The sequence below is a fragment of the Sphingorhabdus sp. genome (genome assembly GCF_029865925.1).
Taxonomy (GTDB): domain Bacteria; phylum Pseudomonadota; class Alphaproteobacteria; order Sphingomonadales; family Sphingomonadaceae; genus Sphingorhabdus_B.
Genome location: NZ_JARXAI010000056.1, coordinates 1 through 18733, shown reverse-complemented (window position 1 = coordinate 18733; position 18733 = coordinate 1). Strand labels below are relative to the sequence as shown.

Sequence of the window (18733 nt, the reverse complement as noted above, 5' to 3'; positions counted from 1 at the left end):
ATTTTTTGCAATAGCCGCCTTACCCAAATTGTCGGTCAGTCCTGGCGAGACAATGAATTCCGCGCCGGCAGCTATCGCGCTATCCAGTCCCGGCACGTCTACGACTGTGCCTGCGCCTACAATTGCACCTGGGACTTTCTTCATCTCTGCAATCGCATCCAAGGCAGCAACGGTGCGCAACGTAACCTCAAGCACTGGCAACCCGCCTGCAACAAGCGCCTCGGCGATGGCCCGCGCGTGAACCGCATCCTCAATTACCAGCACCGGAATAACGGGCGCGGTTCGCATAATTGTCTCAACGGGGCTCATCTGGTTGCATCCTTAAACATGTTGCTGGGCATAAGCCGCCGCTGCGCCAAATAGGCCCGGCTGCGGGTGCGTGATCAGTTTTACGGGGATAGCGGACATTAGGTTTTCAAACCGTCCCTTCGCCCTAAATCGTTCGGCAAAGCCTGAACGGATAAGGCTATCCTTTATGCGCAAGCCAAGGCCTCCGGCAATCACCACGCCTGCAAACCCGCCTTGCGCGAGCGTGATGTCCCCTGCCACGCTGCCAAGCGACAGGCAGAAACGGTCTACTGCTGCGGCGGCAAGGCTGTCTTGGCCGGACATGCCCATTTGCCACAATGTCTTGTCATCATATTGCTGGGCAGCACGCCCCTCAATGGCAGCAAGCGTTTCGTAGAGATTAATTAGCCCTGGACCAGACACGACGCGTTCAATCGACACCCTGCCATACCGTTTGCGTAAACGCGCAAGAACGGCGTCTTCAATTGCATCCAGCGGCGCAAAATCAATATGTCCGCCTTGGGTGGCCTGCACTTGATAGCTACTGCCCTTGCGCCATAGGTGCGCAACACCAAGCCCAGTCCCCGGCCCAATGATGCTTATAGTGCCTTCCTGCGCAAAATCCTGCTCCGGCCCGGCCAGATATTGGAAATGCTCTGCTCCAGCGTGCGCAACTGAGTGCCCGACCGCGCCGAAATCATTCACAATAACAAAATTGTCGACGTCCAATTTTTCGCACACCATCGACCGGTGGATAATCCAAGGATTGTTGGTAAGCTCTATAACATCGGCGTCTACTGGCCCGGCAATGGCAATCGCCACCGCACGGGGAAGCGAAGCGCCGTTCAAACGCTTAAACTCCTGCCACGCGGTCTGAAAACTCCCATGTTCGGCGGTTTTGAGCGTAACAGCCTCACTTAAGTCAATTACGCGCCCCTTTTGAACTTCGGCAATTGCGAAACGGGCGTGGGTTCCACCGATATCGACAGCGACAATAGCAGTCATAGTCCAGCCGCCGCCAACATAGCCGAACCGCCCTTCTCCGCTTCGTCCGCACCCGCCCGCATTAATGCAAACAGCTCGCGCCCCGTGCCGACATGCTGCGCTGGTGTTGGCGCCGCTGCGCGTGCAGACCAAATGTAGGCATCCACCAAGACCGACAGCGTGCCGGTGTTCGCGCACAAGCGAACGATGTCACCATCCTGAAGCTTGGCGATAGCCCCGCCCCGCGCACCCTCTGGACTCAAGTGAATGGCGGCAGGTACTTTGCCCGACGCGCCGGATATCCGTCCATCGGTGATAAGCGCCACGTTAAAGCCCTTGTCCTGCAACACGCCCAAGGGTGGGGTCAATTTGTGCAATTCAGGCATGCCATTCGCCGCTGGCCCCTGAAAACGGATGACCACGATGACGTCGCACTCCAATTCGTCAGCCTTGAATGCGGCGAGGGCTTCATTCTGGTCGTCAAAAACCCGCACCGGCGCTTCTATCGTCCAGCGTACAGGGTCGACGGCGCTCGTCTTAAACGTTGCACGGCCCAGATTGCCGGTTACCAGACGCATCCCTCCATCGGGGCTGAAAGGGGCAGATGGCGGACGCAACATAGTGTCATCGGCGGAGACCGCTGGGGGGTTACGCCACACAAGCGTGTCATCTTTTAACATCGGCTCACGCCCGTAATCGGCCAAATCATCGCCTGCGACGGTCATGATATCGCGGTGTAGCAGGCCGGCATGTATCAACTCCCGAATGACATAACCCATGCCGCCCGCCGCGTGGAAATGGTTCACATCACCCGATCCATTTGGATAGACCCGCGCAATGAGCGGCACGGCCGAAGACAATTGGTCCAAATCTTCCCAGTCGATTATTATCCCAGCCGCACGTGCAATGGCAGGAATATGTAACGCATGATTGGTTGAGCCCCCCGTCGCAAGCAAGCCCACACATGCGTTCACAATCGCTTTCTCATCAACACAAAGCCCCAAGGGCCGATAATCATCCCCATCCCAGCCAATCTCGCTCAAACGATGCACGGCGGCGCGTGTAAGTTCGGTGCGTAATTTCGTGCCGGGGTTGATGAAAGCAGATCCGGGAATATGCAGCCCCATGACTTCCATCATCATTTGGTTGGAATTTGCCGTTCCGTAAAATGTGCAGGTGCCCGCGCTATGGTAAGAGGCGGCCTCCGCCTCGAGCAATTCGACGCGGCCCACCTTGCCCTCCGCATAAAGCTGGCGAACGCGTTGCTTTTCTTTGTTGGCAAGCCCCGATGGCATTGGGCCAGCAGGGATAAGGATGGTCGGTAAATGGCCAAAGCGCAATGCGCCCATCAACAGGCCGGGGACAATCTTGTCGCAGATGCCCAACATCGCGACGCTTTCAAACATACCATGGCTTAAGCCAACTGCCGTTGCCATGGCGATGACATCGCGGCTGAACAAAGACAGTTCCATCGAATCCTGCCCCTGCGTCACGCCATCGCACATCGCGGGGGTTGAACCTGCGACTTGCGCAGTGGCGCCAACCTCGCGCGCGAAGATCTTTATTTGCTCGGGATAGCGGCCATAAGGCTGATGCGCGGACAGCATGTCATTATAGGCACTGATGATGCCGATGTTCATCGCCTTACCATCACGGATAGATGCCTTGTCCTCGCCGCTCGCAGCAAAGCCATGGGCAAGGTTGCCGCAGCTTAAGACAGGGCGGTTGACGCCAGCGTCGCGTTGCTTGGCTATCAGGTCGAGATAGGCCTGACGTCCGCGCTTAGACCGTTCGACAATGCGCGCAGTGACGGCTTCAACTGTTGCGTGCATTTCACTCATGCCAGCTCACTCCATCACGTTCGGTAAGTGCAATCGCCGCATTGGGACCCCAATTGCCTGCGCCATAGGCTTTTGGCTTAAGTCCTGTAACGCTCCATAAGGCTCGTATAGCATCAACCCAGCCCCACTGGGCTTCAACCTCATCCCGGCGCACAAATAGCGACTGGTCGCCTTCTATGAGGTCCAGAAGCAATCTTTCATAGGCAATGCGCCGTCGCGATCCGGCAAAGGCTGCCGTGAGCGACAGGTCCAACGGCACTTCGCGTAACGTAACACCACCACGATCCAGACCGGGCTTTTTCGCCATAACCAATAGCCTTACATATTCCTCAGGCTGTAAACGGATGATGAGGGTATTCGCCTCAAGCTTGCCGCCGCGATCCCTAAACACATTGTGGGGGACAGGTTTGAACTGGATGACAATCTCGCTGCGTCTTTCGGGGAGCCGCTTTCCGGTGCGCAGAAAGAAAGGCACGCCCTGCCAGCGCCAATTGTCGACATAGGCCTTGATAGCGACAAAGGTCTCGGTGTCCGACGGTTTACCAAGATCACTTTCATAGCTTTTTACCGCATCGCCATTCACTGCGCCGCCGAAATATTGGCCGGTCACAACATCACCCTCAATCACAGGACGCAGCGCACGAAGGACTTTAACCTTTTCATCGCGAATGGCCGTCGCATCCAAGCTTGCCGGCGGTTCCATCGCGATTAACGCAAGCAGTTGTAGCATGTGGTTCTGGACCATGTCACGCAACGCGCCGGTATCGTCATAAAATCCAGCGCGTCCCTCGAGCCCGACAGTCTCGCTGATAGTAATTTGCACATGCGCGATAGCATTGGCGTTCCACAGCGGCTCGAACAGCATATTGGCAAAGCGCAGCGCCATTAGGTTCTGGACGGTTTCCTTGCCCAGATAATGGTCGATACGGAAGGTCCGCTTTTCGGGGAATACCGCGTTGACGGCGTCATTGATATGACAGGAGGAGGCGCGATCATTGCCCAACGGCTTTTCAAGGCCAATGCGGACATTGTCGCCCGACAACCCTGCGCTGTGCAGGCCCTTAATCGTTGCTTCAAAAAGTGACGGCGCGGTCGAAAGGAAGATGGACAACCCGCCCGATATGTCTCCAATCCGCGCGGCAAGGGTCGCAAAGCCATCAGGGTCTGATGCATCAAGCGGAACATAATGCAGGCGTTGTAGGAAAGCGTCGATCAATCCTTCTGCCTTACGGTCGTCTGGTAGGAATTCACACAAGGCCGCGCGGGCCATGTCGCGGAAGGCGTCGTCGGTAAGCGCGCTGCGGGCGGTACCAAAAATGCGCAGGTTTGGTTCAATCAAGCCATCGGCGTGCAAAGCATATAAGGACGGCAAAAGCATGCGGCGAGAGAGATCTCCCGTCGCCCCAAACAGCAGCAAATTGGAACTATGGTCACGCATTCCGTCGGTCTCCTGGCAAGGCAGTAGGCGTTCGCCTTGCAAAATCGCTTTTCCCTTTATCTTGAAGCGACCGAGCGTCTAGCGCTTATTCGTATGCACCATTTCGCTCTCGGCCAAAATACGCTGATCAGTCATGCCCATGGATATCAATATAGGGGCATCCTGTTGCCGCGCTTGGAAGTCGGCTTTACCAGACAATCCGCGCCAGCCAGAGGCAATCAGGGCCTGAATGGTTGGCGCAGCTAATGACGTGCCGGGCCCTAATACTATTATCGTATCAGGCGCAAATTCAGCCGCCGCGACTTGAACCGCACGGGTGAAATCATAGCTATCGGTCAATTGCGCGCCAAGCGTATAGTCGTAAATCGCTTCGCGACTGAACGCGCTGGGCGACCAAATACGCCCCTGCCCGTCGATTGCAGGAATATCGCCTATGCCAAAGTCGCTCGCTTCGTTTTCGGCGCGCGCCATCGGCACGATGTGGTTCAACAATGGGCTGTGAAAAGCCGCATGGTGCATGAGGCGTAGAGGAAAGCGGTCGTCTTTGGGGAGGCGCTCCATAAGCCATTTCAGTCCGGCCTCGTCTGCTGCAAAAACAATCATGCCGCCAAGCCGGATAGAAACATAAATTTTTATTTCAGAAAATGCTTTCGCTTCGGTTAACAAATTTCTGATAAATAATATTTTATTTTCCTGTATTTGCCAATCATCATCAACAATGGGCCAGACAATCTGACCCCCGGCTCCCTGCTGGTGCATTAACCCACCCATATTGTTGACCAGCCGCGCTCCGCCTGCGAGGTCAAGAATGCCGGCGCATGCCAGCGCCAGATACCATCCCATTGAGTTACCTGTAACCGCCACGATATCAAAACGGTCACGGTCAATCGCGGCGAAGTCAGCCATCGCGCAGGCGTAAATCAACGGAGATGCATTCTCACCAGTCATATGCACCGATGGCGTGTATTTGGGTGCACTATCCAGTTGCGAGATGGGGACTTGCCTCTTGGCCACGCGGACCGCATCCACTGTTGCTATCGCATCCGAACGCGCCGCGTGATGCGTTTGCAGATACCCGAGTTCGGCCGCATTATAGGTCCCGCGTCCGGGACAAACGACCAAGGCCCGCTTTTTCATGCGACCGCCGCCCGTGCCGCTTCGATTATGGAGGCCTTGCTCGGCAAGACCAATTCGGCGGCTGGCCCCAATGGAATGAAGCAATCTTCGGCGGTAATCCGGTTCGTAACATCCCCGCGACCCGCCTCGGTCAATATGGTCATCAGCTTCTCACTCAGGCTCCCCGACCGGCGGCATTCATCGACAATGAGGATATTCCGACAATCGGCAACAGCAGCCGCAATTGCCTCGGGTTCAAGGGGATGCAACCAGCGCAGATCAATGATCCTTAAATCGATGCCCTCCGCCTCCAATTCGGACATGGCTTGACGCGAAAGAAAATAACTATTTCCGTATGTTATAATAGCAAGTTCAGTTCCATTGCCGAATTTACCCAGCGCACCTAAAGCTATCGGGGCATCCGCATCCGGCGACACATAGGGCGCGGTCCATCCGCCATCGTCTGGCGCATGCAAGTCGCTCGTATGATATAATGCAATCGGCTCGATAAAGACCACCACGCGCCCATCTTCATGCGCCAAGCGAACGCACTCACGCAGCATGGCAGGTGCATCCGATGCGTTTGACGGACAGGCGACGATGATGCCAGGAATATCGGTGAGAACAGCAAGGCTATTGTCGTTATGGAAATGCCCGCCAAAACCCTTTTGATAGGGTAGACCTGCAATGCGTATGACCATCGGGTTACGATATTGCCGGTTTGAAAAGAAAGACAATGTCGCCGCTTCGCCGCGGATCTGGTCCTCCGCATTGTGCAGATAGGCCAGAAACTGGATTTCGGGTATCGGCACAAAAGCATTATGCGCCATGCCGATCGCAAGCCCCAAAATCGTTTGTTCATCCAACAATGTGTCGAAAACGCGGGCCGCGCCGAACTTCTCCTGCAACCCTTGCGTCACGCCATAGACGCCGCCCTTGCGCGCGACATCCTCACCAAAAACGGCGACATTGGGATATTGCAGCATGATGTCGGCGAGCGCAAAATTAATGCTTTTTGCCAATGTGACAGGCTTGGCCAAGTTACGCGCGTCCTTGGCAAACATAACATCGCGCCTAGCGGCATCTAGCAAGGGCGGCGACGGCTTCGTGCCCTTCTCTGGTTCAATCGAAGCCATCACCTCAGCAACAGTCGCCAAACGCGGTTTGGCCAATGCATCAAGCGCAACCCGCTCCACCCGTGCACGCATATCTTCATAACGGGCGACTATTTCCAGGCCCGACATCCCAGCCTGTTCATGCAAAATGCGCGCGCTATGCAGCAACGGGTCTTGCGCCTCGGCGGCTTCAATCTGCGCGATGGGGGCATAGCTTAATTCGACGTCGGCGCCTGCATGCCCCATTAAACGGATCGTCTGCATATGCAGGAAAACGGGTTTACGCCGCGTACGGGCGAACGTGACCGCCTCTTCGCACCCGCGCAACGCATTATTCAGGTCAGCGCCGTCGCAACTGACATAATGCAGGGCAGGACGATTAGCGAAATTGGCCGCAATCCAACCGCTCGGAGTGCGCACAGAGATCCCGATGCCGTTATCTTCGCACAGAAAGACGATCGGCATGGGCAAATGCTGATACGCGGCCCAGCATGCCGCGTTGAATGCACCCTGCGATGTAGAATGATTGGCAGACGCATCGCCGAACGAACATAAGATAACAGAGTCATGCGGCAGGACTGCATCGGCGAGTTGCAACCGCTGCGCCATTCCCAAAGAATGCGCCGCACCAACTGCCTTGGGTAGATGCGAGGCAATTGTGCTCGTCTGCGGCGGCACAAACGTATGCGCGCATCCCAACACCTTATGCCGCCCGCCTGATATTGGGTCATCTGCCGACGCGGCAAAGGACAAAGCCATGTCATGCAATGGCGTCAGTCCGCCTGCCTGCTTTTTGCGCTGGATCAGGAATGCGGCATCGCGATAATGCAGAAACGCCATATCGGTCGAACGTGTCGCCGCCGCCATGGCAGCCGTGCCCTCATGGCCAGAACTGCCAATAGAATAAAATGTCTTGCCCTTTGACCGCCGCGCCCAAAGATCGAGATGGCGGCTCATAATCTGGCTATCGAACAAATCGACAAGCACATGCAGAGCAAGTGAAGAGTGCGCCGCGTTGTTGCGCGAAGCGGGAAAATCATGCGCAGCGACGCGGCGGGAGAAAGCCTCGTCCAGTATCGTGGGGCGATCAAACATAGCGTCAGTTGATGAACGCCTAAGTGTATAAAAGCCACAGCAAAGTGATATTTTCAATCGCACAATTAAATTGCTGGATTTGTCAAATTTCAGCGATAGGGTGGCCTGTGTTAAAGAGTTTCTTCTCGGATTTACCTAACCGAGAAGTATGAAAGCGCCGCCATTCCATGAACAGCAGCAAATGCAGCTGGGGTGTCGGTTACAAGGAGGAGAGAGAAATGCGTCGTTTTAATCGTATAATTACCGCTGCATTATGCAGCACTATATGCAGCGCCATGCTGGTTCCCGCAGCTTACGCCCAGACAGCCCAATCTAGCGACGACAGCGGTGATGAACCCATCATCGTGACCGCAACGTTGCGCGCTATGGACGTGCAAGACATTCCGCTTGCCGTGACCGCAGTCGCGCCTGAAGCTTTGGAGCGTCAGGGTGTCAACGACATCAAGAACCTGGCATCCATTTCGCCGAGCATCAACATTCAGTCTTCGCAGACCGAAACGCAAGGCACCTCGATCAAGGTCCGTGGCGTCGGCACCACCGGCAACAACACCGGACTTGAGAGCTCGGTCGGCGTTTTCATTGACGGTGTCTATCAGTCACGCCCCGGTGTAGCATTGGGTGACCTTGTCGACATCGAACGTCTTGAAATTCTGCGTGGTCCTCAGGGTACATTGTTCGGCCGCAATACGTCGGCTGGTGCATTGAACGTCTCCACAAAGCGTCCTAGCCTTTCGACCACCGAAGGTTTTGTGAATGCCAGCTATGGCAATTATAATTTCATGAACTTGCAGGGAGGTGTTAGCCTTCCAGTTGTGCAAGATGTCGCTGGCGTTCGGCTTTCAGGCACATGGCGCAAGCGCGACGGATATCTAAAATCCCCCACAGGCGCCGAAAGCAATGACCGTGACCGCTATATGCTGCGCGGTCAGCTCTATATCGAACCCAATGCCGATGTCAGCATCCGCCTGTTGGCCGATTACGCCAAAACTGACGAACAATGCTGCGAAGCCGTTATTGTTCGCGAAACCGAACTTGCGCCTTTCTCAACCTTCCACGGCCTAGCGAGCGATGGCGTAGACCAGTCCGGATTGAGCGCTCTTAAGAATTTGTCGATCAACGGCGGCCCTTACAAGAACGGCTCTAAGCAATGGGGCACGTCGGCCGAATTGAAATGGGACTTGGGTGCCGCAAAGCTGACCTCGGTAACCGCATATCGTAAGTTCGATTCGAGTTCGACAACGGTCGGTGGCTTCACCGCCAACGACACCTACACGGTCGGTAATGGAGCACCCACATCGCGTCCCGGAATCTTGCCGTCAGGTGACCATATCAAAACCTTTACGCAGGAATTACGCTTGCAGGGCACGGCGGTTAACGATCGGGTTGATTGGTTGGTCGGTGGATTTTACTCCAGTGAGAAAATTCGTGCTGACCAGACGATGACACTGAACGCTGATTTCCAACGCACTGGCAGCGCATTTAACTTTGCCAATGCGGCTGGGGTCAACCCATTGTTCGCGCTGACCGCACTCGGCAATGCCGGTGTTCCGGTTAACGCAAATGGCAACTACGCCGAAAACCGGTTCCTGCAGGATGCAAGCAGCTACTCGGTGTTCACGCATAATGTCATCAGTTTCACGGACAAGCTAAGCCTAACGCTTGGCGCGCGCTATGTGAATGAAACCAAGGACGCATCATTCAACCAGCTTGCTGGAACGACCGGCGCAGGTGCCAGTGCGTGCCAGGCAAGTGTGAATGGTGTGTTGACTGGTGGTGTTCCTGCGCCACTTCGTGCGGGTATGATTGGCCTCAACTGCTTCCCATTTGCAACATCGGTTGCCCTTACTGCTCCGGCAGCTGTGGGTGGCGGTCTTGCCAGTGCGAAACTGCCGTTGCCGCGTGTGTGGGCTCAGGAGTTCAAAGACGATGAGATCACCTACACAGCGCAACTTGGGTACAAGGCGAACGAAGATCTTTTGTTGTACGCCGGTTACAGCCATGGATTCAAATCGGGAGGCTTTAACCTTGATCCGCAGTCGGCAACCTTGCAGAACTCGGCAGCCATTCTTGGCGGATTGGCAACACCAGGTGGTCCGGTCATTGTTGCGCCGGTTTATGCTGATCCAAGCTTCAAATCGGAAAAGGTCAACCAGATCGAAGTCGGCGTAAAGGCAACTTTGTTTGGAAGCATCAAGGCCAATTTGGCTTTGTTCGATATGAAAATGAGCGACTTCCAGGTGCTTGAATTTACTGGCGTCCAGTTCCTGACCTTTAACGTCAATTCGGCGCGGTCGACGGGTGCTGAACTAGAGTTGTTTGGTAAGTTGAGCGATAACATCTCTGCGAATGTCTCGGCAACATATGCCAATGCGCGCTATCCCGGCAACTGTGCGGATGGCGTAGCAGCCGCTGCTCTCGGATCCACATTGCGACTTTGCGGTCAAGATCTAACGAACGCGCCTAAATTTGCGGGCGTAGTCGGTATGACTTACGATGGTCCTTTGAATGACTCAGGTTGGAACTTGTTGGTCAACGGCAATGTGAACTACTCCGATAGCCGCACGACCCGGACAATCGACACCGATACGAACGGTCTGCCCGTGCCGCTGGCACAGCAGGAAAACTACTTCAAGATGAATGCACGCATCGGGCTTACCACGCCGGATGAACGCTACACCTTTGAACTATGGGGTACGAACCTGACGAACGAAATCACACGCGGAATTACGGCCAATACGCCACTTCGCGGCGGTGCTGGAACACGCTCGTTGATCGGTTTCGTGGAAGAACCACGCATGTACGGCTTGACTGTCCGCGCTAAGTTCTAAACCAACATTACAAATAAAAAGGGCGGTCTCCAAACCGGAGGCCGCCCTTTTTTTGTGCCTATTACTCTAAGTTTAAGCGGCTGCTTTATACAAGGTCTCGCCCTTGTCAGCCATCTCGCGGAAGCTTTTGGGTGGCGCGAACCGGCTGCCAAAACGCTGCGCCAGATTGTCGGCAGTGCGGACGAAATTCTCCAGCCCGACCGTGTCGATATAGCTCATGGGACCGCCGGTATAAGGCGCAAAGCCCCAACCAAAAATCGCTCCTAAATCGGCGCTTTGCGGGTCTTTGACAACGTCTTCTTCAAAGCATTGTGCCGTGGCAATCAACTGGATGTACAGCAAACGTTGCTTCACCTCTTCCACCGACGGCTGTTCCTCGGTGAGCGGATAATGCTCCGCCATGCCCTGCCACAGACCAAGGCGTTCGCCCTTGGCATCATAATCGTAAAAGCCAGAGCCAAAACGACGTCCCTTGCGGCCCAGCTTGACCACCATCAACTCCATAAAGTCTTCGGTACCGCTTGGCTGATACGCGTCGCCCAACTCCTTCTTGGTCGACTGCATCACGTCATACCCGAGTTGCAAGGTCGTTTCATCAAGCAACGCCAGAGGACCGATCGGCATACCAAGCGACTTGGCCGCGTTTTCAATCAAAGCTGGTTTAACGCCCTCAGTGACCAACTTCATCGCCTCACCCATATAGGGCGGGAAAACGCGGTTGGTGAAGAAGCCGCGGACATCCTTGACCACAATCGGCGTTTTCTTAATCTTGGCATTATAATCGAACGCTGCCGCCAAGGCACGTGGGCCCGTCAATTCGCCTGGAATGATTTCGAGCAGCGGCATTTTTTCAACGGGTGAGAAGAAATGCAGCCCAACGAACAACTCCGGACGCGATGAATTTTTGGCGAGGCCGGTGATCGGCAATGTCGACGTGTTCGAAGCGAACACGACATCAGGGCCAATTACGGCTTCGGCCTTCTTGATGACATCCGCCTTCACATCGGGGCGCTCAAAAACAGCCTCAATGATAAGGTCGACATCCTTTAGGTCGTCATAATTGTCCGTAGGCGTGATGCGCGCCATGAAAGCATCGCCAGCTTCCTTGGCCATCTTGCCACGGCTGACGGCCTTGTCGATAATCTTGCGGCTGTAATCGACCGCCTTGTTCGCGTCTTCCAAGCTGCGGTCGAGAACGACAACATCCATACCGCCCTTAACGGTGACATGCGTAATGCCCGACCCCATGAGCCCGCCACCCAACACGCCAACCTTTTTGATCTCAACCGGCGGGACGCCTGCAGGGCGGCCAGCGCCCTTTTCAGCAGCCTGCTTGTTGATGAACAAGGTGCGGATCATGTTCTTCGCTTGGCTACCCGAAAGCAGCTTGGTGAAATATTTGGATTCCACACGAAGCGCGGTGTCGAACGGCAGGATAGAACCTTCATACAAACACGACAAAATCGCTTTAATCGCGTCAAAATTGCCTTTGCTTTCTTTGTGCGCCATCGCGTTCAGGCCAACGAACAATTGTACCGCACGGGGGTCCATTGCGCCAGCACCGCCGGGAAATTTGAAATCCTTCTTGTCCCAAGGCGCTGTGACCTTTGGATTAGCCTTCACCCACGCCTTGGCATTGGCAATTAGATCAGCCGCAGGCGCAACTTCGTGCACCAACCCCTGAGCCTTCGCCGTTGCGGGATCCAGCGCCTTACCCTGAATGATCATCATCGCCGCGTTTTGCAGGCCGATGAGGCGGGGCGTCCGCTGCGTTCCGCCGCCACCGGGCAGCAATCCGACCATGACTTCGGGCATGCCAAGCTGGATCTTCGGATGATCTGCGACAACGCGATAATGGCATGCCAAAGCAAGCTCAAGACCACCACCCAAGGCAAGGCCATTGAGCGCGCAAGCAACCGGCTTAGCAGAAACCTTACCCGCACTAAGGTCCTTGGCAGAATGGCCGCCCGTTTCCATTTTGCGCAGCAATGCGTTCAAGGCAAACGCCTGATCAAAGGCTTTTTTCGCACTGCCGGCTTTAGCGCCGCCCAACATGGTGAGGTCTGCGCCGGCCAAGAAACCAGACTTCTTGCCCGAGGTGATGACCGCGCCTTTGACGGCTTCATTGGTCGTAAAATCGTCAACCCATGCGCCGAATTCTTCAATCAATGCACCATTCCACACATTCATCGAGGCATCGGGCAAATCAATCGTCAAAAGCGCAATACCATCGGCATCGATATCGACTGAGAAAGTTTTATAAGTCATATTTTCCGTCCCAATCAATTCACGCGTTCGATGATAGTTGCGGTGCCCATGCCGGCGCCAATGCACAATGTGGTCAGCGCGGTCGACTTGCCTGACCGCTCCAACTCATCAAGCACAGTGCCAAGGATCATCGCGCCAGTTGCACCCAGCGGGTGGCCCATGGCGATTGCGCCACCGTTCACATTGATGTCCGAATGATCGATGTGCATCGCTTCCATGAAGCGCAGGACAACCGAAGCAAAGGCTTCGTTCAATTCCCAAACGTCAATGTCGCTTTTGTCCATTCCAGCGCGCGCCAACGCCTTTTGCGCGGCAAATTCTGGGCCCGTGAGCATGATTGAGGGTTCAGACCCGATAGAGGCCATTGATACGATACGCGCGCGCGCCTTCAACCCGTATTTCTCGCCTGCTTCCTTAGTACCAATAAGCACGGCCGCTGATCCATCAACAATGCCCGAGCTGTTGCCCGCGTGATGCACGTGGTTGATTTTCTCGACCTCTGGATAGCGCATGATAGCGATATCGTCAAAACCGGGCATCATCGTGCCCATCATCTGGAACGCAGGGGCCAATGCGCCCAAAGACTGCATGTCAGTTTGCGGGCGCATCAATTCGTCATGGTCAAGCACGACTGCGCCAATGACGTCCCTAATTGGCAGGATCGAACGCGCAAAACGCTTTTCGGCCCATGCGCGGCCAGCGCGCTTCTGGCTTTCGACGGCATAAGCGTCAACATCGTCGCGGCTATGACCATATTTTGTGGCGATCAGGTCCGCAGAAATGCCTTGCGGGATGAAGTAATTGGCAATTGCCGAGCGGGGGTCAATTGGCCATGCACCGCCGTCAGAGCCCATGGGCACGCGGCTCATCGATTCAATACCGCCGCCTACAGCCAAGTCACATTCGCCAGACTTCACCTTGGCAGCTGCGATGTTGGAAGCCTCTAGGCCAGAACCGCAGAAACGGTTCACCTGAATACCGGATGTCGTATGCGGGTAGCCTGCAGCGAGGATCGCCGTACGCGTAATGACTGCGCCTTGCTCGCCCACTGGCGAGACACAGCCAAAGGCCACATCTTCAATTTCGGCGCCCGACAGGCCGTTGCGGTCGCGGATGGCCGCCAATACCTGCGATGCCAAATCGATTGGCGTAATTTCATGCAGCGCACCGTCAGGGCGCCCCTTGCCACGCGGGCTGCGCACCGCATCATAAATATAGGCTTCGGTCATATTCAGTCCTTCATTACGACCACGGCGCCTGCCGCAATCAATTGGGAAATTTCGTCATCACCGAGTCCAGCTTCGGTTAATATGGCGGCATAATCACCGCCCTTTGTTGCAATCTCGAAACGGGTGGCCAAAGGCTGCGTTGCAAGCCGCGGCGCGACCTGTGGGTGCAGCCAACGGCCGTCCTGCACAAATGCTTGCCGCTCCGCGTTGGCGGGATGCGACGCCGCCTCCACATAATCCAGCACAGGCGTTACGCAGGCATCGGTACCCGCAAAAATCACTTCCCATGCGTCGCGCGCCTTGGTGGCAAACACATCCTCAAGCATCTCATGCTGCTTCGCCCAAGCGGTTCGGTCGTGCTGACCTCCATAAGCATCCTTGTCGATGGGCAAGCGGTCCATCATTGCGGCAAAAAACTGCGGCTCAATGCACCCAACTGCCATGAACTTACCATCAGCGGTCATGTAGCAGCGGTAGAAAGGCATGGCCCCGTCCAGCAAGTTTGCCTCACGCTTCGTGCGCCATTGACCAAGGCCCGCCATTCCATGGACAAAACTCATCAGACTGTTAGTGCCATCGACAATCGCAGCGTCGACTATATTGCCTTTACCCGTCCGGCCGCGCTCGACTAACGCCGCGAGGATACCGTTGACGAGAAACATTGACCCGCCGCCGAAATCACCCACCATGTTGAGCGGAGGCACGGGCGGCTGCCCATCCTTGCCAATTGCGTTCAACACTCCGGTCATGCCAATATAATTGATATCATGTCCGGCCATTTGGCTCCAAGGGCCCGTCTGCCCCCAACCTGTCATCCGTCCATAAATAAGCCCTGAGTTTATGGCCTGGCAGACTTCTGGTCCAACCCCCATCCGCTCGGTTACGCCGGGTCGAAGACCTTCGATCAAGACATCAGCGGTTTCGACAAGCTTTAACAATGCAGCGACGGCTTCAGGTTTTTTGAGGTCGAGAACCATCGACTTTTTGCCCCGCGCATCAATCGCTTTGGGTACAAGCGCGCCACCCGGCCTGTCGATCACGATAACATCCGCGCCCATGTCCGCAAGCAGCTGGCCAGCGTAAGGGCCAGGCCCGATGCCAGCGAGTTCAACAACTTTTATGCCGCTTAAGGGTCCATTTTGGGTCGGTAAATCAGTCATAGGGTCCTCCTACTGCGAAAATGCAGGATACAGGTTTAATCGTGCAATTAACGGAAATTCTCTAGTCGTTGCGACAGGTTGACGCAAGCGTCAAGCATAGCAGATCTCTGTTGTTTCGCTCGATACGAACGGTACGGTCAACGGTTCTGCCGTCCCTCGACCAGTGCATCGACAACATTAGGATCAGCCAAGGTTGACGTGTCACCCAAAGCGCTGAAATCATTTTCGGCAATTTTGCGCAATATCCGCCGCATAATCTTGCCACTGCGTGTCTTGGGCAGAGCTGGCGTGAAGTGGATATGGTCGGGCGATGCGATTGGTCCGATTTCTGTACGCACTTGTAAGCGAAGCTCTGCATGCAGTGCATCGGAGGGGTCAGCACCTGCGTTGAGCGTGACATAGCAATAAATGCCCTGCCCCTTAATATCATGCGGGAACCCAACGACAGCCGCCTCAGCAACCAATTCGTGGAGTACCAAGGCGCTTTCAACCTCCGCCGTGCCCATGCGATGCCCAGAAACATTGATGACATCGTCGACCCGGCCGGTAATCCAATAATAGCCGTCGTTGTCGCGACGGCAGCCGTCGCCAGTGAAATATTTGTCCTTATAGGTCGAAAAATACGTCTGCACGAAACGGTTGTGATCCCCATATAACGTCCGCGCTTGGCCCGGCCAGCTGTGCGTGATGCACAAATTGCCATTGGTCGCGCCCCCAATATGTTCGTCGGCAAGAACATTACCATCGCCATCAACCAACTGCGGCTGAATACCAAAATACGGACGTCCTGCGCTCCCGGGTTTCATGCCATGCGCGCCAGGTAAGGTTGTGATCATCACACCGCCAGTCTCGGTCTGCCACCATGTATCGACAATCGGCAACTTCCCCTCACCTACAGTCGCATGATACCAACGCCATGCTTCGGGGTTAATGGGCTCTCCAACCGTACCAAGTAAGCGAAGCGACTTGCGCGACCGCGCCTGAACTGGCGCATCGCCGTCACGCATCAACGCCCGCAACGCCGTTGGCGCAGTATAAAAAATGTTCACCTGATGCCGGTCAATGATATCCCAAAAACGTCCGCTATCGGGGTAGCTAGGGATGCCCTCGAATATCAAACTCGTCCCACCATTTTGCAGCGGACCGTAAACGACATAGCTATGCCCGGTGACCCAACCAATATCGGCAGAACAAAAGAAAACGTCCCCCGGCCGATAATCAAACACATAATGGAACGTGCTCGCGGTCCACACAGAGTAGCCGCCGACGGTGTGCAACACGCCCTTCGGGCTGCCAGTTGAACCAGACGTATACAAAATGAACAACGGGTCTTCCGCGTGCATGGGTTCACAGGGGCATTCGCCCAAAACCGCAATCTCGTCAAAATAATGGTCGCGGCGGGGCTCCATAGTCACAGGCGCACCTGTATGACGCACGACAAGAACGGCCTCGACCCCACTTACCTTTTCAAGCGCAGCGTCAATATTGGCTTTCAACGGCACGGATTTGCCTCCGCGAAGCCCACTGTCGGCGCAGATCACATAGCGGCTCGCGCAATCTTTAATACGTCCCGCAATCGCTTCGGGCGAAAACCCTCCGAAGACAACGCTGTGCACGGCCCCGATCCGCGCGCACGCGAGCATAGCAACCGCGCCCTCGACGCACATCGGCATGTAAATGGTCACACGGTCGCCCTTGCCAGCGCCAAGTTTCTTGAGCGCATTGGCCATGCGCGTCACTTCGGCAAGTAGCTCAGAATAGCTGACACGCCGCGCAGGGTTGGCTGGGTCATCGGGCTCAAAGATAAAAGCAATCGCATCGCCCTTGCCCGCATTAACATGACGATCAATGGCATTGTGGCAGAGGTTGAGAACACCGTCTTCATACCATTTGATATCCACTGGATCGAACGACCAGTTGGCGATCTTCGTCGGCGGCGTTACCCAATCAATGCGCTCGGCCTGCTTGGCCCAAAAGGCGTCAGGATCGGCAATGCTTTGCGCATACATCCTGTCATAATCGGCGGCACTACATTGCGTGTTTGCCGCGGCGTTTGCGGGTATCGGGAACCAGTCTTGATGTTCAGTCATTTGCTTTCTCCCATAACGCAGCGTCTACTTAGCCCCTGCATAAGTGGAGTAGGCCAAGGGATTCAAGGCTAAAGCATGCAAACGCTCTTCACACGCCTCAATAACCGCTGCAACTCTATCCACCCAATAGAGATTTACTGGCGGGCTCGTCGACGTTGCCGGGGATTGGAAAAACGAGCAAAAGCCTAATCTACATCATCAACCGAAACCGCCTCGCCTGTCACGCGCTGGGCCAATGCTGCGGCGATAAAATTGTCTAGGTCGCCGTCCAGCACATCGCTAGGTGTTGGGGACGTCACGCCCGTGCGCAGGTCTTTGACCATCTGATATGGCTGAAGCACGTAGGAACGGATCTGGTGACCCCAGCCGATTTCGGTCTTTGCCGCATATTCGCCCGATGCGACTTCTTCACGCTTGCGAAGCTCGGCTTCATACAAGCGCGCCTTCAACATGCCCATCGCGGTTGCGCGGTTCTTGTGCTGGCTGCGGTCATTCTGGCTGGCGACAACAATACCCGAGGGCTTGTGGGTAATGCGCACGGCAGAGTCCGTCGTGTTAACATGCTGCCCACCAGCGCCTGACGCGCGGTAGGTATCGATTTTCAAATCGCCTTCGTTGATTTCAATGTCGATATTGTCGTCAATAACGGGATAGACCCAGACGCTGGAGAAACTCGTGTGGCGTTTCGCTGCGCTGTCATAAGGCGAGATGCGGACGAGGCGATGGACGCCGCTTTCGGTCTTGGCATAGCCATAGGCATTTTCGCCTTTGACCAGCAACGTCGCCGACTTGATACCCGCCTGATCACCGGCCTGATAATCCACCATTTCGACTTTATAGCCGCGCTGTTCAGCCCAGCGATAATACATGCGCTGGAGCATTTCGGCCCAATCCTGGCTTTCCGTGCCGCCGGCGCCGGCGTGAATTTCGATGAATGTATCATTGCCATCAGCTTCGCCCGAAAGCAGCGCCATGACCTTGTCCTTGTCGGCACGGTCCGCCAATGCCTTAAGCGATGCGGCACCTTCGTCGCCAAGCTCTGCATCGCCTTCCATTTCGGCAAGCTCAATCAGTTCGACCGTTCCGCTCTTGTCGGCGTCAATTTCGCGCACGGTGCTGATGGCGGCATCAAGGCGGCGGCGCTCGCGCATAACCTCTTCAGCGGCTTTGGGATTGTCCCACAAGGTCGGATCTTCCACCTTTGCGTTCAACTCATCCAGACGGCGCAATGCGCGGTCCCAATCAAGCGACATCTTAACCAGGTTAAGGGCAGCATCAATG

At 55.5% G+C, this 18733-nt stretch carries 11 protein-coding genes and 1 pseudogene; 1 reads left to right on the top strand and 11 read right to left on the bottom strand.

Going from position 1 to position 18733, the window contains the following annotated elements; translation table 11 throughout:
- The 6 genes and pseudogenes from QE270_RS05265 to QE270_RS05240 all read right to left on the bottom strand — a co-directional run.
- Positions 1-309: pseudogene (locus tag QE270_RS05265) on the bottom strand (2-dehydro-3-deoxyphosphogluconate aldolase); the annotation flags it as partial.
- A gap of 12 nt (positions 310-321) precedes the next feature.
- A complete protein-coding gene (glk, locus tag QE270_RS05260; RefSeq protein WP_300036246.1) occupies positions 322-1293 on the bottom strand; it encodes a glucokinase in 972 nt (323 codons plus the stop codon).
- Positions 1290-3113 carry a phosphogluconate dehydratase gene (gene edd, locus QE270_RS05255; RefSeq protein WP_300036244.1) on the bottom strand — a complete coding sequence of 608 codons (1824 nt, stop codon included), beginning with the start codon at positions 3111-3113 and terminating at the stop codon, positions 1290-1292. The genes glk and edd overlap by 4 nt, the downstream gene beginning before the upstream one ends.
- On the bottom strand, positions 3106-4551 hold the full coding sequence (gene zwf, locus QE270_RS05250) for a glucose-6-phosphate dehydrogenase (RefSeq protein WP_300036242.1): 1446 nt from the start codon (positions 4549-4551) through the stop codon (positions 3106-3108). Before zwf ends, edd begins: the two co-directional genes overlap by 8 nt.
- A 78-nt stretch (positions 4552-4629) precedes the next feature.
- The gene (locus QE270_RS05245) at positions 4630-5688 is read right to left on the bottom strand and encodes an ACP S-malonyltransferase (RefSeq protein ID WP_300036239.1); all 1059 of its coding nucleotides are present in this window, start codon (positions 5686-5688) and stop codon (positions 4630-4632) included.
- On the bottom strand, positions 5685-7877 hold the full coding sequence (locus QE270_RS05240) for a thiamine pyrophosphate-dependent enzyme (RefSeq protein ID WP_300036237.1): 2193 nt from the start codon (positions 7875-7877) through the stop codon (positions 5685-5687). The genes QE270_RS05245 and QE270_RS05240 overlap by 4 nt, the downstream gene beginning before the upstream one ends.
- A 218-nt stretch (positions 7878-8095) precedes the next feature.
- Here QE270_RS05240 and QE270_RS05235 point away from each other — a divergent pair, with 218 nt between their 5' ends.
- Positions 8096-10705 carry a TonB-dependent receptor gene (locus tag QE270_RS05235; RefSeq protein WP_300036234.1) on the top strand — a complete coding sequence of 870 codons (2610 nt, stop codon included), beginning with the start codon at positions 8096-8098 and terminating at the stop codon, positions 10703-10705.
- 72 nt (positions 10706-10777) lie between these two features.
- On the opposite strand, the gene QE270_RS05230 is transcribed toward QE270_RS05235, so the two are convergent.
- The 5 genes from QE270_RS05230 to prfB all read right to left on the bottom strand — a co-directional run bounded on the left by QE270_RS05230 (position 10778) and on the right by prfB (position 18732).
- Positions 10778-12973: a 3-hydroxyacyl-CoA dehydrogenase NAD-binding domain-containing protein gene (locus QE270_RS05230; RefSeq protein WP_300036231.1), complete on the bottom strand. Its 2196-nt coding sequence runs from the start codon at positions 12971-12973 to the stop codon at positions 10778-10780.
- Positions 12974-12987: 14 nt separating this feature from the next.
- Complete coding sequence (locus QE270_RS05225) at positions 12988-14202, bottom strand: acetyl-CoA C-acetyltransferase (RefSeq protein WP_300036228.1); 1215 nt, start codon at positions 14200-14202, stop codon at positions 12988-12990.
- Positions 14203-14204: 2 nt separating this feature from the next.
- A complete protein-coding gene (locus QE270_RS05220; protein WP_300036225.1) occupies positions 14205-15362 on the bottom strand; it encodes a CaiB/BaiF CoA-transferase family protein in 1158 nt (385 codons plus the stop codon).
- A 137-nt stretch (positions 15363-15499) separates the two neighbouring features.
- Complete coding sequence (gene acs / locus QE270_RS05215; protein ID WP_300036222.1) at positions 15500-17452, bottom strand: acetate--CoA ligase; 1953 nt, start codon at positions 17450-17452, stop codon at positions 15500-15502.
- Positions 17453-17637: 185 nt separating this feature from the next.
- Positions 17638-18732: a peptide chain release factor 2 gene (gene prfB / locus QE270_RS05210; RefSeq protein ID WP_300036219.1), complete on the bottom strand. Its 1095-nt coding sequence runs from the start codon at positions 18730-18732 to the stop codon at positions 17638-17640.
- Position 18733 lies beyond the last annotated feature (1 nt).

Coding starts and splice junctions, on each gene's coding strand:
- QE270_RS05245 (WP_300036239.1), bottom strand. CDS start 5,688: ATGAAAAAGCGGGCCTTGGTCGTTTGTCCCGGACGCGGGACCTATAAT.
- QE270_RS05230 (WP_300036231.1), bottom strand. CDS start 12,973: ATGACTTATAAAACTTTCTCAGTCGATATCGATGCCGATGGTATTGCG.
- QE270_RS05235 (WP_300036234.1), top strand. CDS start 8,096: ATGCGTCGTTTTAATCGTATAATTACCGCTGCATTATGCAGCACTATA.
- glk (WP_300036246.1), bottom strand. CDS start 1,293: ATGACTGCTATTGTCGCTGTCGATATCGGTGGAACCCACGCCCGTTTC.
- acs (WP_300036222.1), bottom strand. CDS start 17,452: ATGACTGAACATCAAGACTGGTTCCCGATACCCGCAAACGCCGCGGCA.
- QE270_RS05220 (WP_300036225.1), bottom strand. CDS start 15,362: ATGACTGATTTACCGACCCAAAATGGACCCTTAAGCGGCATAAAAGTT.
- QE270_RS05240 (WP_300036237.1), bottom strand. CDS start 7,877: ATGTTTGATCGCCCCACGATACTGGACGAGGCTTTCTCCCGCCGCGTC.
- QE270_RS05225 (WP_300036228.1), bottom strand. CDS start 14,202: ATGACCGAAGCCTATATTTATGATGCGGTGCGCAGCCCGCGTGGCAAG.
- zwf (WP_300036242.1), bottom strand. CDS start 4,551: ATGCGTGACCATAGTTCCAATTTGCTGCTGTTTGGGGCGACGGGAGAT.
- edd (WP_300036244.1), bottom strand. CDS start 3,113: ATGAGTGAAATGCACGCAACAGTTGAAGCCGTCACTGCGCGCATTGTC.